Source organism: Paraburkholderia sp. 40, assembly GCF_050434105.1.
Classification (GTDB): domain Bacteria; phylum Pseudomonadota; class Gammaproteobacteria; order Burkholderiales; family Burkholderiaceae; genus Paraburkholderia; species Paraburkholderia tuberum.
Map to the genome: position 1 here is coordinate 2,230,774 of NZ_JBNPVY010000002.1, position 14,599 is coordinate 2,245,372.

A 14,599-nucleotide genomic window follows, 5' to 3' on the forward strand; every position below is an offset into this window, starting at 1 on the left:
TCACCATGTCTGTCGAGCAACCGAGTTTGATTCTGCGAGGAGCGAAGGCCCTCGTGACCGGCGTCGCCAACGAGCATTCGATTGCGTACGGATGCGCGAAGGCGTTTCACGACCTCGGCGCGAGCGTTGCGCTCACCTATGCCAACGCCAAGGCGGCTCCTTATGTGGAACCGATCGCCAAAGCACTCGATGCCGAGATCTTCATGCCGCTCGACGTAACGGGCGAGGACGAAATGGAGGCCGTGTTCGACCGGATCGAGAAGACATGGGGAAGCCTCGATATTCTCGTTCACGCCGTTGCATGGGCGCCGAAAGCGGATCTGCAGGGCGGCTTGCTGCAATCGTCGCGCGAGGGCTTCCTGAGCGCGATGGACATCTCCTGCCATTCGTTCGTGCGGATGGCGCGCCTCGCCGCGCCGCTGATGAAAGACGGCGGCACCATGCTGACGATGAGCTATTACGGCGCAAACAAGGTCGTGCCGAACTACAACCTGATGGGCCCCGTCAAGGCGGCGCTCGAAGCCTGCGCGCGCTATCTGGCGTTCGAGCTGGGACCGAGGGGCATCCGCGTGCACGCGATTTCTCCCGGGCCGCTGCAGACCCGAGCCGCTTCGGGCCTGAAGGATTTCGAGCTGCTGCTCAACGAAGCGGTGCAGCGCGCGCCGCTCGGCGAACTCGTCGACATCATGGACGTCGGCTATACCTGTGCGTTTCTGGCCACGCCGTATGCCCGGCGGGTGTCCGGTTCCACCTTGTATATCGACGGCGGATTGAACATCGTGGCCTAGGATCTGGAGGAGTAAGCATCATGGCTGAACTGTTTCTTGGAAACGTCGAGGAAAGCGTCTCCGACGAAGAGATCGGCGAGTTCCTGATTCGCTACGGGTTCCCGCGCTTCAGCTCGATCCAACGGGTGCACGGCACCGGCTCGCGGCCAGGCGCGGTGGTCGTCTTCGACGACGTGCCCACGGACGGGCTGCGCATACTGCAAAACCGCGTCCATAACCTGTTCTGGAAGAACCACACGATCGTCGCGCAGCTGCTGCCGGAGCGCGACGAATCGTGACGGGCGACGGGAGCCGGGCATGGGTCTGCTGTCGCGGTGGCTGACCAGGCGCACCGCTTCCGAAGAGAGCGACGATCAGCAGACGAAGGAAATCGTCGAGCGGATCGTCGGGCTCTGTCCGTCGTTGCGGCTTGCGCGCAATTATGCGTCGCGCCTGCGGCCCGCCGTGCAACACACGACCGCCTATCTGCTCCGGCTCGCCGATGAAGTGCCGCCGACGCGCGAAGCGAACGCGGCGGCGTGGGCGACAGACCCGTATATCCACGCCTTTTTCGCCACACCCGACGACGTCTGCCCGGTCTTCAACCGCTCACACGAGCTGAACACGTTCTTCAGCGACCATCCCGCTGCCGATCAGGTATTCGCGGTGCTCGGCATGGCCATGGACGAGCGGCGTATTTTCGGCGTCGGGCAACACGGCGAAACGACGCAAACCGATCTCGCGCAGACGACCATCAACTTCAGCGATCACCAGGTGCGCGTGTGCGAAGAATCCGAAGCCGCGTTGCGGCGCCAAATCGTGTTGCGGATCGTCGATCAGCTCGTGCTCGAAGCCCTCGGCAAGATCGAGGCCGACACCTCGCGGCAGGACGAATTGCAACGCGAAAGGGCGCTGCTGAAAACGCGCCTGACGATTCTCGAACGGCAAGGAGCGGGCGTGCGCTCGCTGCTTGGTAGCGACGCGACGTCGAATTACGCGGAAGTGGCGAAGCTGCAGGCGCAGATCGAAGAGAACGATCAGGCTCTGGCGCAGTTGGGCCTGAAGACAGAGGCGCTGGAGCGGCATCTCGACGTGATGTGCGGTGTACTGGGGGCGCCGGATGCGCATTTCTACGTGCGCAAGAGCATGTACCGGCTCGACCGGATGAACGTCGTCCTGGAAGAGGGAGATACGCGGCCCGCGCACGAAATCGAGTTTCGCCTTGCGCGTCTGCCGGCGAGTCCCAATGTGATACGGGTTTTCTCGACGGTGCGTTTTCGACGCGCGGACTTTACGCCTCCCCTCAGCGGCCTCGCGCAAGCGCACCGCCTGATCTGACGCGAGTCATGCCCGCTATTTGCCTGCGACCGGCTCCACGGAGATGGCCACGGCCTCGGTATAGACCGCTTGCATCTGGTCGCCTTTTTTGATCCGCTTGAGCTGTTCGGGATCCTGCACGATCAGATCCACCGTATTGCCTTGCGGTCCCTTAAGCGTGACCACGCCGCTCTGGCGATTGACCGCGATGACGTTAGCCATGATCGTGACTTCGCGCGAGGCCGAGCCGCCGGGTTTCGCGCCCGCCGGTGTGCGTTCGAGCGTCTGCGTTTCGTTGGCGGTCAGCGGCGCGTTGCCTTTTTTCAGCATGATGGTCAGAGCCTGCGAATACTCGGCCTTGACCACGTCGCCGACCTTGATCTGATCGAAGTTGCGCGCTTCCTCTCCGACCACGACCTGCACGACCTTGCCCTTCGGGTCCTTGAGCAAGACGGTGCGCGTTGCCGGCTCGATGCCGACGACCGTCGCGGTCGTTTTGACCGTGCCCGACACGGTGACTTTGCCGGGCTCGCTCTTGACCGTGACTTGTGGTGACTCCGTCTGAGCGAACCCCGTATTCGCGAGACACACGAGCGCCCCCGCGATGATCAGTTTGCGGTTAATCATGCTGCTCTCCTTCGCGATCAATTGACCGTGTAACCCCGCCCTGACATGCAGGCGGCGAAAGCGCGATTGAACGTGTCCATCGAGCCCTGCGTTTGCGACTGCGATTGTGCCGCGGCCGCGCGCCGGTTCTGCCGCGCGCGCGACCCGCCGACCATCGTGCCGGTCGCCGCGCCGATCGCCGCGCCCTTGCCGGCGTCGCCCGCAATCGCGCCGATGACCGCGCCGCCCGCCGCGCCGCGCGCGGCGCCCTGCACGCGCTCGCCGCCTCCCACCGCGGGGCCGGAAGGCGGGGGCGGGGCATTGGCGACCATGGTCGGGTCGATGCCGGTATTGCTCTTCGCCCACGAATAGCAGGCGCCTTCGTCCTGCTGCTGTTGCTGCGGGCTTTGCCCTTTGGCCGGATAGGCAATCGGCCTCGATTGCGCCAGGCCTTCCAGCGATAGCGACGCGCTCAACGCGGCGATAACGGCATATTTCGTAGACTTGTTCACGACAGCTCCTTGCGTGGGCACACGCGGGTGCGAGTCGCCGGCTGCCTGTTTGCTCAGGCGTGAGGGCGCAACCGGCACCCGTGAATGGGAATTCTGGTGGGACCGGTTGCCGCGCGGTGGATGCGCAGCAATGGCAGGTTCGCTTTCATCATGGTGTCGCGGGCCTGTCGCGCGCAATCGGACCAAGGTCGTATTTGCAATATCGTCCATGGTTTCCAAACTGTATCCATGCAACAGGTGCAGGTCGTTTTCATTGCTTCGGACAACTGTCTGTCAAAGATCATGGCCGTGGACTGCCGCCTGGCCATGCAGCCCGGGGCCGCTGACGAAGCGCAAGGGGAAGCATCGATGGACCGCGATTCGCGTGCTCGTACACGCATCATCCCGTTTGCAACGGCGCTCGACAGGCGCTGGCGCATGCCGGCGCTCGACGACGAGGCGAAGCGCGCGCGACGCGTCAGCCATGTACTGGGTGCCGCGCTTCTGGCGTGCTGCGGCGCGTTCTCCACTGCGGTGTCGCTGGCGCAGGCGCCGGCCGCGAACGCCCCGGCGAACGCGGCCCCGAACGCACCCGTTTCCGCGGCGACGCTCGACAAGCTCGTCGGACCGATCGCGCTATATCCGGACGACCTGATCGCGATCATTCTTCCGGCCTCAACCTATCCCGTGGAAGTCGTGCAGGCCGATCGCTTTCTCGATCAGTACAAAAACAACAAGTCGCTGAAGCTCAACGACGCGTGGCACGATCCGGTGAAGGCGCTGCTGAATTACCCCGACATCGTCAAGAACATGAGCACCGATCTCGACTGGACGATCGATCTCGGCGAGGCCGTCGTTGCCGATCAGGGCTCGGTGCTCGAAGCGATTCAGCGCTTCCGGCGGCAAACGCAGTCGGCGGGGCATCTGAAATCCGACGACAAGCAGGTCGTGGTCGTCGAGAAGGAAGTGATCAAGATCCAGCCGGCCGATCCGCAGGTGATCTACGTGCCGCAGTACAACCCGCAGACCATCGTGGTGGCCAGTGCGCCCGTGACCTACGCCTACGCGCCCACGCCATATCCGGCCTACTACTATCCGTACGCGCCCGGCGCCGCGCTCGCGACGGGGCTGATCTGGGGCGCGGCGATTACCGCCGCCTGGAACGGCGGGCACTATGAAACGAATTACGGAGGCGGCGGCAACAACAACATCAACATCAACCGCGAAAGAAACGTCGAGCGCGGCGATAGAAACGTCGAGCGGGGCGATAGAAACGTCGAGCGCGGCAATATCAACACGGGCGACATCAACCGCGGCGGTGGTCGCGGGCAGGGAGGGGGCACCTCCGCGTGGACCTCGGACAAGAAGCCGGGCCAGGTCAGTGGTATCTCGGATCGCTCGGCGCGCACGCAACGGGTCGGCGATCCGCCGTCGCGCGGCGGCGGCGCGGGTGCAGGCGCGGGCGCGGGCGGTGGGGTGGCGGGCGGCAACCGCGGCGGCGCGGGCGGCGGCGCAAACTATGCAGGTGGCGGCGCGGGTGGCGGCGCCGGCGCAAACTTCGCAGGCGGCGGTGCTGGCGCGCAAGGGCGGCCGCAGCCGTCCCAGCGTCCGACGGCGTCGGCGGGCACACGCGAGGTGAGTCAGCGCGCGGCGCCTGCGGGCGGCGGCGATGCGTTCAGCGGCTACGGCTCGGCGCGCGACGCGCAAGCCAATAGCGCGCGCGGCGCGGCGAGCCGCCAATCGACGCGTGGCGGCGGATACTCCGGTGGCGGCGGTGGTGGCGGATTTTCCGGCGGTGGCGGTGGTGGATTCTCGCCGCGGGCCGGCGGTGGCGGCGGCGGCCGCGGCGGCGGACGGCGATAAGGAGCAGCCATGAGCGGGCAAAGCATCACCGGAAAGCGCGCACGCGACGATTCGCGGCGACGTGTGGCCAGATCGCGCCGGCTGTGCGCGATGGTGCTCGCGCTGTCGGTTCCGTTGGCCGCGCTCGCCGCGGGGCAGCGCACTTTCGCCACCCCGGAAGACGCGGTCGCCGCGCTGTCCAGCGCACTGAAGACCGACGACGAAGCGTCGCTCGTCGCGATCTTCGGCGAAGCGCACAAGAGCCTCGTGGTATCGCCGGATCAGGCGGAGAACGAGGCGAACTGGGCCAGGGCGAGCAAGGAGCTCGAGGCCTATCACGTGCTCGACGACAGGGGACCGAACCGGCGGATTCTGCTGGTCGGCGACGAGGCGTGGCCGATGCCGATACCGATCGTCAAAGAGGACGGCACCTGGCGCTTCGCCACCGAGCAGGGCGAAGAAGAACTGATCAATCGACGGATCGGCGCCAACGAACTCGAAGCGATCAAGGTGCTGCACGCTTATATCGACGCGCAGCGTCAGTACGCGTCGCGCGACCGGAACCACGACGGCCTGCTCGAATACGCGCAGAAGCTGGCCAGCACACCCGGCAAGCAGGACGGTCTCTACTGGCACAGCGACGAAAACAGCGCCGAAGAAGAGAGTCCGTTCGGCCCGCTCGTCGCCGCGAGTTCCGAATATCTGAAAGGCCACGCGGCGGGCGATCCTTACCGGGGCTACCATTTCCACATCCTGACGCGGCAGGGCAAGAACGCGCCGGGCGGCGCGTTCAGCTACGTGATCAACGGCCACATGATCGCGGGTTTCGCGATGGTCGCTTATCCGGCGCAGTACGGCACGAGCGGCGTGATGACCTTCGTGGTCAGCAACAACGGCGTCATCTACCAGAAGGACCGTGGCGCGCACGCGCCGCCTGTGACCGAGTTCAATCCGGATCACACGTGGCAGCGCGTCAAGGATTCGCTCTGAGCCGCTCCGGGTTGGCTGAGGCGATGGCCGTACAGCGCGCCCGTGCTTCCGTCAGGTCCGCTTCCGTACTCGAGGCGCCAAGTTGAACCATCCACCCAGCGTCACCGGCCGTGCGTCTTCCACGCCACCCGCGCGCGGGTGGCGCTCCGCGTTTCCTCCCGCGCAGTGGCTGCGAAGCTATCAGCCTCGATGGCTCGCGAAGGACGCGGTCGCCGGCGTGACGCTCGCGGCTTATGGCATTCCGGTATCGCTCGCCTATGCGTCGCTCGCGGGCTTGCCGCCGCAATACGGCATCTACTGCTATCTGGTCGGCGGCCTCTGTTATGCGCTGTTCGGCTCGTCGCGCCAGCTCGCGATCGGCCCGACCTCGGCGATCTCGATGCTCGTCGGCGTGACGCTCGTGCCGATGGCCGGGGGCGACCCGTCGCGCTGGGCTTCGATCGCGGCGCTCACGTCCGTGCTGATCGCGTGCATGTGCGTGATCGGCTGGCTGCTGCGCTTGAGTTCGCTCGTCAGCTTCATCAGCGAGACGATCCTGCTCGGCTTCAAGGCGGGCGCCGCGCTGACGATCGCGATGACCCAGCTGCCGAAGCTGTTCGGGGTGAAAGGCGGCGGCGAATTCTTCTTCGAACGGATCGCCGTGCTGTGGGGGCAGCTTCCGCTGACCAACCTCGGCGTGCTCGGTTTCGGCCTCGTTTGCATCGCGTTGCTGCTGCTCGGCGAAAAGTTTTTGCCGGGGCGTCCGGTGGCGCTCGCCGTCGTCGCTGCCTCGATCGTCGTGTTGTCCGTCACGCCGCTGGCCAGCCGCGGCTTCACGCTCGTGGGCGCGCTGCCTCAGGGCTTGCCTGAATTCCGTCTGCCCGCGCTGCGGCTGCGCGATGTCGACGGCATCGTTCCGCTCGCGTTCGCGTGCCTGTTGCTGGCATACGTCGAGAGCGTTTCGGCCGCGCGCGCGCTCGCGCAGGCACATGGTTACGAGATCGACGCCCGCCAGGAATTGCTGGGTCTTGGCGCAGCCAATCTGGCCACGGGATTGTTCCAGGCCTTCCCGGTTGCGGGAGGGCTTTCGCAATCGTCGGTGAACGACAAGGCCGGCGCGAAAAGCGCGCTTGCGCTGGTATTCGCGTCGCTCGCGATCGGCTTCTGTCTGATGTTCCTCACCGGACTGCTCGCGAATCTGCCCAACGTCGTGCTGGCAGCGATCGTGCTCGTGGCCGTGAAGGGCCTCGTCGACGTCGGCGAACTGCGTCATGTGTGGCGCGTGAGCCGCTTCGAATTCGCGATTTCGATGGTGGCTTTCGCGGCGGTGCTGTTGTTGGGCATCCTGAAGGGCGTCATCGTCGCGGTGCTCGTGTCGATGCTGCTGATCATCCGCCGCGCCGCGCATCCGCACGTCGCGATGCTCGGGCGTATTCCCGGCACGCGCTATTTCTCGGATCTCGAACGTCATGCCGAGAACGAGACGATTGCGCATGTGCTGGCGGTGCGTGTCGAGGCGTCGCTGCTGTACTTCAACGTCGAGCACGTGCGCGAGACGATCTGGCGCATGATCCACACCGCACCCGAACCGGTCCGGCTCGTGATTTGCGATCTGTCCGCATCGGCGGTCGTCGATCTGGCGGGCGCGCGCATGCTCGAAGCGATGCACGGCGCGTTGGAGGCCGCGGGCGCCGCGATGAAGGTCGTCGGCGCGCACGCGGACGTGCGCGACATGCTGCGCGCCGAGGGGCTCGAAGTTCGTGTCGGCCATATCGGCCGGCGCGGTTCGGTGGCCGACGTCGTCGACGCATTCCAGCAAAACGGCGATTTCGCGGACGACGCGAAGTCCAGATGAAATCGAGGAGATACCCATGTCATGCCAATTTCGTCCCGGCGCGCGTGCGCTCACGCGGTGGCTCGCGGCGGCGCTGCTAGCCGGCCCCGTTTTGGGTCATGCATCGAACCTGAACTTTCTGAAAGACACGCCCATTACGTACATGCGCGACGCCGACCGTAAAGCGCTCAACAATGCGGCGCAAAAGGCACTCGACACAAAAAAGGATGGCGAATCGCTCGACTGGAGCAATGCGGGGACCGGCAATCCCGTTTCGATCACGGGCACGGTGACGCCGCGGGATACGACGAAGGAAGGCGATCGAACCTGCCGGACCGCGACGCTCGTCGCGGTCGCGAAAGGGCAGACCCAGAGCTGGACGCCGGTCGCCTGCAAGACTGGCAATGGGCCGTGGAAGGTTCTCAAGAAATAAGGACGCGCGCGTAATCAGTGCGTAAATTTTCGTGAGACCAAGGTCGTATTGTTTTGCCTCGCCGGAAGAACCATTGTATTCACCGGAAGAGACGTATTCACCGGAAGAGACGTATTCACCGGAAGAGACCGATTCCGGAGGTCGACTGACCTCTGAAGAAAACCGGGCGGCCGCTACCCATTTACGACACACCCGCTCTCACGTCGGTGTGCGCGGGCTCGAGAACGACGACCGCGGCGCTCGGCACGGTCTGCGATGCCGCGCAAAGCCAGGTCCCAGGACTCGGCTATACCGTGACCAATGCGGTGGGCAATACGCTGCTGACGATCTGGGGCATGGTCGTCGTGATGATGCTGGCTTGACCCCCGGGGCGTCGCTGCCGGCGATGCTCTATCGGCGAACTGCGCACGGAACACGGCGCGCAAAACATGGTTCAGGAGGAGACATGAGCAAGCGGGACAAGCAGGACGCCGACAAGGCGAAGCTGGCGGCACTCAGTCCGTTCGAACTGAAAGACGAGTTGATCAAGGCGGCGGGCGGCGGTGCGGTCGAGCGGCCCGCGAACCTTGCGATGCTCAACGCCGGACGCGGCAATCCCAACTTCGTCGCGACGATCCCACGCCACGGGTTCTGGCAACTCGGCCTCTTTGCGATGCGCGAATCCGAGCGCTCGTTTGCCTATATGCCCGAAGGCGTCGGCGGCTTTCCGAAGCGTGACGGGCTCGTCGAGAGGTTGGACCTGTTCCTGCGCGAGAACAAGGGCGTGCCGGGCATCGCCTTTCTCGCGAGCGCCGTCTCGTACGTGCGCGATCAGCTCGGGTTGTCCGCGAGCGACTTTCTGTACGAGATGTGCGAGGGCATTCTCGCGTCGAACTACCCGGTGCCCGACCGGATGCTGAAGCTGTCGGAAATCATCGTCGGGCAGTATTTGCGCCGCGAGATGGTCGGCAAGCATCCGTTCATCGGCGAGTTCGATATTTTCGCGGTCGAAGGCGGCACCGCCGCGATGACCTACATCTTCAACACGATGCGCCAGAACCACCTGATCAAGGCGGGCGATACGATCGCGCTCGGCATGCCGATCTTCACCCCCTATATCGAGATCCCGGCGCTGAACGACTACCAGCTCAAAGTCGTCGAGGTAAATGCCGACGTCGAAAATAACTGGCAGTACTCGAAGAAGGAACTCGACAAGCTGCGCGACCCGGCCGTGAAGGCGTTTTTCCTCGTCAATCCGAGCAATCCGCCCTCGGTGCGGATCAGCGACGAGAGCCTTGAGTATGTCGCCAAAATCGTGAAGGAGCGGCCCGATCTGATCCTGCTCACCGACGACGTGTATGGCACGTTCGCCGACGGTTTCGTGTCGCTATTCGCGCTGGCGCCGAAGAACACGATTCTCGTGTATTCGTATTCGAAGTACTTCGGCGCGACCGGCTGGCGTCTCGGCACGATCGCCACGCACCGCGACAATATCTTCGATCGGCTGATCGCCGAGTTGCCGAAGGACGTGAAGAAGGAACTGCATCACCGTTACGAGTCGATCACGACGGAGCCCGACAAGCTCAAGTTCATCGATCGGCTCGTGGCCGATAGCCGCACCGTGGCGCTCAATCACACCGCAGGGCTCTCGACGCCGCAGCAGGTGCAGATGGTGCTGTTTTCGCTGTTCTCGCTGATGGATACGCCGGACGCGTACAAGAATGCGCTGAAGCGTCTGATTCGCAGCCGTAAGCGCGCTCTGTACGACGGGATGGGCGTTACGTTCGACGACGTCGACATCAACCAGGTCGACTACTACACGATTCTGGACATGGAATATCTGGGCGAGCGCGCGTACGGACGCGATTTCGTCGAGTGGCTGCTGAAGAATACGGAGCCGTCCGAGCTGTTGTTCAGACTCGCGCGGGAAGCGCGCGTGGTCTTGCTGCCGGGACGCGGATTCGGCACGCAGCATCCGTCCGGCCGCGTATCGCTCGCGAATCTGAACGAGTCGGACTACCGCGCGATCGGCCAGGCGATCCGCGCACTGCTCGGCGATTACGTCGAACGCTACAACGCGGCGACCGGCAGCACCCTCGACAAGAACAAGGTCCTGTAGATCTCGAACCGGAGCCAGCCGGGCGTTTCACGCGAGCCACTCCGGCGTTCGCATGAAACGCCCGCGAACTGAGGAGCAGAACATCACCACGTCAATCGAAAAGATTACGCCGTATGACGAGTTCAACTACGCAATTGCAGAAAACGAATTCCCCAAGGACGGAATGTCCGCGCGCGCGGCGGCCGCCATCGCGATCAGCTCGGAATGGACCGACGCCAATCCGATGCTGAACATGTCGTCGTTCGTCACGACGTGGGCCGAACCCGAAGCGGCGGAGACCGCGAAGCGCAACATCTTCAAGAACTATATCGACCATGACATATACCGGCAGGTGTTCGCGATGGAAGCGCGCATGGTCAAATGGCTGCATCAGCTATGGAACGGACCGCAAGGCGTCGAGCCGTATGGCACCGCGACGGTGGGTTCCTCGGAGGCCTGCATGCTGGCTGGTCTCGCGCACAAATGGAACTGGCGCAAGAACCGGGAAGCGCAGGGCAATGACGGCAGCAAACCGAACATGGTGACGGGCGGCAACGTGCAGATCGTATGGAAGAAATTCCTTCGTCATTTCGATGTCGAGCCGCGCATCGTGCCGTTGATGCCAGGCAACTACCGGTTGACGGCCGAACATCTCGACAAGTACGTGGATGAAAACAAGATTGCCGTCGTGGCAATCGCGGGGCAAACGTTCACCGGTGAGGACGACGATATCCAGGGCATTCACGACTGGCTCGACGACTAGGAGAAGCGCACCCGCATTTCGATTCCGATGCATATCGACGGCGCATCGGGAGGATTCGTCAATCCGTTCCTTTATCCCGACTACCAATGGGATTTCCGGCTGCCGCGCGTGCAGTCCATCAACGCATCGGGGCATAAATACGGGCTCGTGCCGCCGGGCCTCGGCTGGGTCGTGTTTCGCGAACGCAAAGTGTTCAATGAAGAGCTGGTTTTCTACGTGAACTATCTGGGCGGCGAAATGCCGACCGCGACGTTGAACTTCAGCCGTAACGCGTTTCAGGTCGCCGTGCAGTACTACATGTTCCTCAGGCACGGTTTCGAAGGCTATCGAAGGATCATGCAGCACACGCTCGATAACGCGATCGCGTTGCGGGCGGTTCTCGTCGAAAGCGGATACTTCACGATGATGAACGAAACGCAGCGGATTCCGGTCGTGGCCGTGACGCTCGACAGCAAGATCAAAAATTTCAACGAGTTCGACGTTTCGAACAAGGTGCGCGAAAAAGGCTGGGTGCTCTCGGCCTATTCGATGCCGCCCGACGCGGAATCGGTCAACAGTCTGCGGGTCGTGGTGGGGCCGCACGTCAACCGGACCGTGGAAGGACTGCTTGCCAACGACATCGTCAGCGCGTGCCAATACCTCGAACAACATGGCGGCAACGCGACGCCGCCCGAGTTGCACAGGCACGCGGCGGGGCAGGAGACGCCGAGCAAGTGCTGAGCGTGACAGACGGGACGTCCGGGGCTATCGCGAAGACTGAGGTGGAAGGCAGCATCGTGCCCCGGCGGCGATTGCCGTGTTTGTTGCATTGAGTGGCACCCGCCAACGCATGCACGCCGTCATGCAATGGGCGTGGGCACATGGCCATATTGCGGCCAACACGGTTAGCGTGGTCGATCACATCCTGCCGAAGCTCCACACGCGTCACGATGTGCATTCCCACGCGGACAAATGTTGACATTTCGCTGATCGCAGCGAGACCCTAAAATCATCCATCGCCCATTCCATACCCCTGTGGTCGCCTGCTAGTTTGGCAGGCCCAACAGCTACAGAGGAGTTCGGAATGTCGTATCAACAGGATTCGGACGGCGTGCGCGTGGTGCTCAGTGCGCCGCAACTGGCGGCGGTACTCTCCCGCCAGTCGATCAGCCCCACCGAGATGCTTTCCAACCGGCTATGGGGCGGTTTGCAGGTTGTGGGCGGGGTGCTGGAAATGGTCGGGGCGGCGGCTCTATGTGTGCTGCCGGAACCGACGATGGCGAGCAAGGCCGGATGTGTCGTGTTCGGCGTGCATGGCTCAGATACGGCGTCGGCAGGTGTGCGTCAAATCTGGACGGGCCGGGATACGGCCACGCTGACCCAGCAAGGTACGACGAAACTGGCCGAGGCGATGAAGGCCAGTCCTGACATGGCGAACAATATCGGCCTGTCAGTTGATATGATCGTGCCGTTCGGCTTCGCTGGCTCGATCAAGGCTGCACGCGTGGCCAGCGTCACGATGGGCCGAATCAATCTGCAAATGCATGAGGCAAAGGCCATTAATCCAAGGCTTGGTGGGCATACGATTCTGAAACACGTTGAGAAGGATGAGGCATGGCTACGGGAGCGCCTCGAACGGGAACCCCAAAAAAGGGTTGCTTCATCGTTTCATAGTCTTCAGGTGGCAGAATTGGCGATATCTGATGTAATGAATTCAAATACTTTGAAAATTCAGAGCTGGGTACAATCTCCGAGAAACCGCATCCCTCTTACATTAGTCAAGAAAGTTTCTGGCGATATAGGATACGGGGTAACAAGAAAAACCAATAAACTGACTAAGATGAACGAAGTAACCGTAATTCTGAAGTTTCAGGTATATAACAATATGCCGTACTACATATTGACCGCCCACGTCGGCTAAGGATAACCAATGTTATCAGAGCGCTACCCTAGAATGTACGAGCTTTTCGGCGCGTATTTCAATGAGGATTACGATTTGTGGGGAAACACGATCCCTGAAATTGTCTCATGCTATAAAAGTGTTATCCCACTGGAATATCGAAAAGAAATAATTGATGAAATAAATTCGTTCATCAATGAACATCCGTCCGACCTGGATTCTGCGTTCGAAAGAGATTACGGTTCAGGGTTTGATCCCAATCTGTGGGGCCACACTGCAGCCTCATTCCTTGACGAGTTGAAGCGCCTTCTGAGCGAGTAATCCCCTGGTCGCCGCGCGAGGGTGGTCCGATGCCACCCGGCGCATGCACGCCGCGGCGATGTTCGCGGAAAAGCTGGAACACAACGTGCGATGCAAGAGCAAGCTCAATTAGCTTGTCGGAGCGTTGCTCGTATTCGAGCTGGCGCAACAGGGCAAGGAAATGCACAGCTGCTATCGGCCAACGCGGGCCGCCGCATTAGTGAGTCGTGAGCGACGGCGCACTGCGAGCTGTCCCCGAAATGCCTGCCAGGTTGATGCATAATTGTCCAGCGTTTCGCGGCTCATGCACAAGGCAAACACATGGAAAACTCTTACGCTAACGACGATACCGGCAATCTGATCCTGCTCGAGCACGTGAACCTGAAGATTCCCAACCAGATACTCGCGACCGCCTTCTACGTCACCGGACTCGGGCTCACGCGCGACCCGTTCGTGATGACCGGTATCGACAATATGTGGATCAACATTGGCCGGTCGCAGATTCACCTGCCGCACGGGGTGGCGCAACGTCTGCGCGGCAGTGTCGGTCTTGTGGTGGGCGAACTCGAAGCGCTCGTGATGCGTCTGCGCTCGGTCGAGCCACTGCTGGCCGGCACCGGGTTCGGATGGACAGAGCGCGCCGGCAGCATAGAAGTCACCTGTCCGTGGGGCAACCGTTACGAGTGTCTCAATCCCTCCAGTCGATCCGCGTCGGACCCCTGGTCGGAAATCGATCTTGGCATCGCGTTCGTGAAGATCGATGTACCGGTCGGCAGCGCGTTGCCGATCGCGCGCTTCTACCGCGATATGTTCGATGCGACCGTCGACATCGAAGAGAAGCATGGATTGCACCGCGCGGTGATCGACATCGGCACGCATCAGCAGCTGCTGTATGCGGAAACGACCGAGCCCATTCCTGAATACGACGGACACCACATCGCCATTTACACCGCTGCTTTTTCGGAGCCGTTCAAGCGCCTCAACGCAAAAGGCCTCGTATATGGAGAAGAGCCACACCAATACCGATTTGCCGACCTCGTCGATCTGTCGTCCGGAGAGCGTTGCTTCAGGCTCGAGCACGAAGTGCGGAGCCTGCATCATCCGCTCTACGCGCGAGCGCTGGTGAACCGGAATCCGGAACAGACCAACCGGAACTATCTGAAGGGTGCCGATTCGCGCGGCGGCCGTTTCTGATGTCGCCCGGCGCACTGCCGGGCCAGGCTTGATTCGCGGGCAACCTCGTGATGAACCCGCTGGTGCACGCTGGTCGATTCCCATTCCTTAACGATTTAATCTAGAAAATCCACAACACATCGCCTAC

The 14,599-nt window shown here is 62.4% G+C and carries 13 protein-coding genes and 2 pseudogenes; 13 read left to right on the forward strand and 2 right to left on the reverse strand.

The genetic code is table 11. From position 1 onward, the window contains the following. Positions 1-5: 5 nt before the first annotated feature. The 3 genes from fabI to OKW28_RS11570 are packed head-to-tail and all read left to right on the forward strand — an operon-like array spanning position 6 to position 2,105. On the forward strand, positions 6-788 hold the full coding sequence (gene fabI, locus OKW28_RS11560; RefSeq protein ID WP_429445604.1) for an enoyl-ACP reductase FabI: 783 nt from the start codon (positions 6-8) through the stop codon (positions 786-788). 20 nt (positions 789-808) lie between these two features. Beyond that, on the forward strand, positions 809-1,066 hold the full coding sequence (locus OKW28_RS11565; RefSeq protein ID WP_184006824.1) for an RNA-binding protein: 258 nt from the start codon (positions 809-811) through the stop codon (positions 1,064-1,066). Between the two features lie 19 nt (positions 1,067-1,085). Next, entirely contained in the window at positions 1,086-2,105 is a 1,020-nt protein-coding gene (locus OKW28_RS11570; protein ID WP_429445605.1) for a hypothetical protein, read from the forward strand. Positions 2,106-2,120: 15 nt separating this feature from the next. On the opposite strand, the gene OKW28_RS11575 is transcribed toward OKW28_RS11570, so the two are convergent. Then, positions 2,121-2,711: a hypothetical protein gene (locus OKW28_RS11575; RefSeq protein ID WP_429445607.1), complete on the reverse strand. Its 591-nt coding sequence runs from the start codon at positions 2,709-2,711 to the stop codon at positions 2,121-2,123. Between the two features lie 17 nt (positions 2,712-2,728). Beyond that, entirely contained in the window at positions 2,729-3,202 is a 474-nt protein-coding gene (locus tag OKW28_RS11580; protein WP_184006818.1) for a glycine zipper family protein, read from the reverse strand. Positions 3,203-3,550: 348 nt separating this feature from the next. On the opposite strand from OKW28_RS11580, the gene OKW28_RS11585 reads away from it, so the two are divergent. The 10 genes and pseudogenes from OKW28_RS11585 to OKW28_RS11630 all read left to right on the forward strand — a co-directional run bounded on the left by OKW28_RS11585 (position 3,551) and on the right by OKW28_RS11630 (position 14,472). Next, positions 3,551-5,044, forward strand: a complete 1,494-nt coding sequence (locus OKW28_RS11585; protein WP_429445609.1) for a DUF3300 domain-containing protein — start codon at positions 3,551-3,553, stop codon at positions 5,042-5,044. 9 nt (positions 5,045-5,053) lie between these two features. Further along, positions 5,054-6,013 (forward strand): DUF2950 domain-containing protein, encoded by a 960-nt coding sequence (locus OKW28_RS11590; RefSeq protein WP_429445611.1) that lies wholly within the window; start codon positions 5,054-5,056, stop codon positions 6,011-6,013. Positions 6,014-6,095: 82 nt separating this feature from the next. Continuing rightward, positions 6,096-7,847 carry a SulP family inorganic anion transporter gene (locus OKW28_RS11595; RefSeq protein ID WP_429445613.1) on the forward strand — a complete coding sequence of 584 codons (1,752 nt, stop codon included), beginning with the start codon at positions 6,096-6,098 and terminating at the stop codon, positions 7,845-7,847. A gap of 16 nt (positions 7,848-7,863) precedes the next feature. Then, positions 7,864-8,259: an RT0821/Lpp0805 family surface protein gene (locus tag OKW28_RS11600; RefSeq protein WP_429445614.1), complete on the forward strand. Its 396-nt coding sequence runs from the start codon at positions 7,864-7,866 to the stop codon at positions 8,257-8,259. 191 nt (positions 8,260-8,450) lie between these two features. Continuing rightward, a pseudogene (locus tag OKW28_RS11605) lies at positions 8,451-8,621 on the forward strand (hypothetical protein); the annotation flags it as partial. Positions 8,622-8,704: 83 nt separating this feature from the next. Beyond that, positions 8,705-10,357: a bifunctional aspartate transaminase/aspartate 4-decarboxylase gene (locus tag OKW28_RS11610; RefSeq protein WP_429445616.1), complete on the forward strand. Its 1,653-nt coding sequence runs from the start codon at positions 8,705-8,707 to the stop codon at positions 10,355-10,357. An 82-nt stretch (positions 10,358-10,439) separates the two neighbouring features. Beyond that, positions 10,440-11,819: pseudogene (locus tag OKW28_RS11615) on the forward strand (glutamate decarboxylase). Positions 11,820-12,162: 343 nt separating this feature from the next. Then, positions 12,163-12,999 (forward strand): RNase A-like domain-containing protein, encoded by an 837-nt coding sequence (locus OKW28_RS11620; protein WP_429445618.1) that lies wholly within the window; start codon positions 12,163-12,165, stop codon positions 12,997-12,999. 33 nt (positions 13,000-13,032) lie between these two features. Then, positions 13,033-13,299: a contact-dependent growth inhibition system immunity protein gene (locus tag OKW28_RS11625; RefSeq protein WP_429446927.1), complete on the forward strand. Its 267-nt coding sequence runs from the start codon at positions 13,033-13,035 to the stop codon at positions 13,297-13,299. A gap of 300 nt (positions 13,300-13,599) precedes the next feature. Continuing rightward, the gene (locus tag OKW28_RS11630; protein WP_429445620.1) at positions 13,600-14,472 is read left to right on the forward strand and encodes a VOC family protein; all 873 of its coding nucleotides are present in this window, start codon (positions 13,600-13,602) and stop codon (positions 14,470-14,472) included. Positions 14,473-14,599 lie beyond the last annotated feature (127 nt).

What these genes read in the sequence shown, in the direction of transcription:
- fabI (WP_429445604.1), top strand. Translation starts at nt 6, where the DNA reads ATGTCTGTCGAGCAACCGAGTTTGATTCTGCGAGGAGCGAAGGCCCTC.
- OKW28_RS11565 (WP_184006824.1), top strand. Translation starts at nt 809, where the DNA reads ATGGCTGAACTGTTTCTTGGAAACGTCGAGGAAAGCGTCTCCGACGAA.
- OKW28_RS11570 (WP_429445605.1), top strand. Translation starts at nt 1,086, where the DNA reads ATGGGTCTGCTGTCGCGGTGGCTGACCAGGCGCACCGCTTCCGAAGAG.
- OKW28_RS11575 (WP_429445607.1), bottom strand. Translation starts at nt 2,711, where the DNA reads ATGATTAACCGCAAACTGATCATCGCGGGGGCGCTCGTGTGTCTCGCG.
- OKW28_RS11585 (WP_429445609.1), top strand. Translation starts at nt 3,551, where the DNA reads ATGGACCGCGATTCGCGTGCTCGTACACGCATCATCCCGTTTGCAACG.
- OKW28_RS11590 (WP_429445611.1), top strand. Translation starts at nt 5,054, where the DNA reads ATGAGCGGGCAAAGCATCACCGGAAAGCGCGCACGCGACGATTCGCGG.
- OKW28_RS11600 (WP_429445614.1), top strand. Translation starts at nt 7,864, where the DNA reads ATGTCATGCCAATTTCGTCCCGGCGCGCGTGCGCTCACGCGGTGGCTC.
- OKW28_RS11610 (WP_429445616.1), top strand. Translation starts at nt 8,705, where the DNA reads ATGAGCAAGCGGGACAAGCAGGACGCCGACAAGGCGAAGCTGGCGGCA.
- OKW28_RS11620 (WP_429445618.1), top strand. Translation starts at nt 12,163, where the DNA reads ATGTCGTATCAACAGGATTCGGACGGCGTGCGCGTGGTGCTCAGTGCG.
- OKW28_RS11625 (WP_429446927.1), top strand. Translation starts at nt 13,033, where the DNA reads ATGTACGAGCTTTTCGGCGCGTATTTCAATGAGGATTACGATTTGTGG.
- OKW28_RS11630 (WP_429445620.1), top strand. Translation starts at nt 13,600, where the DNA reads ATGGAAAACTCTTACGCTAACGACGATACCGGCAATCTGATCCTGCTC.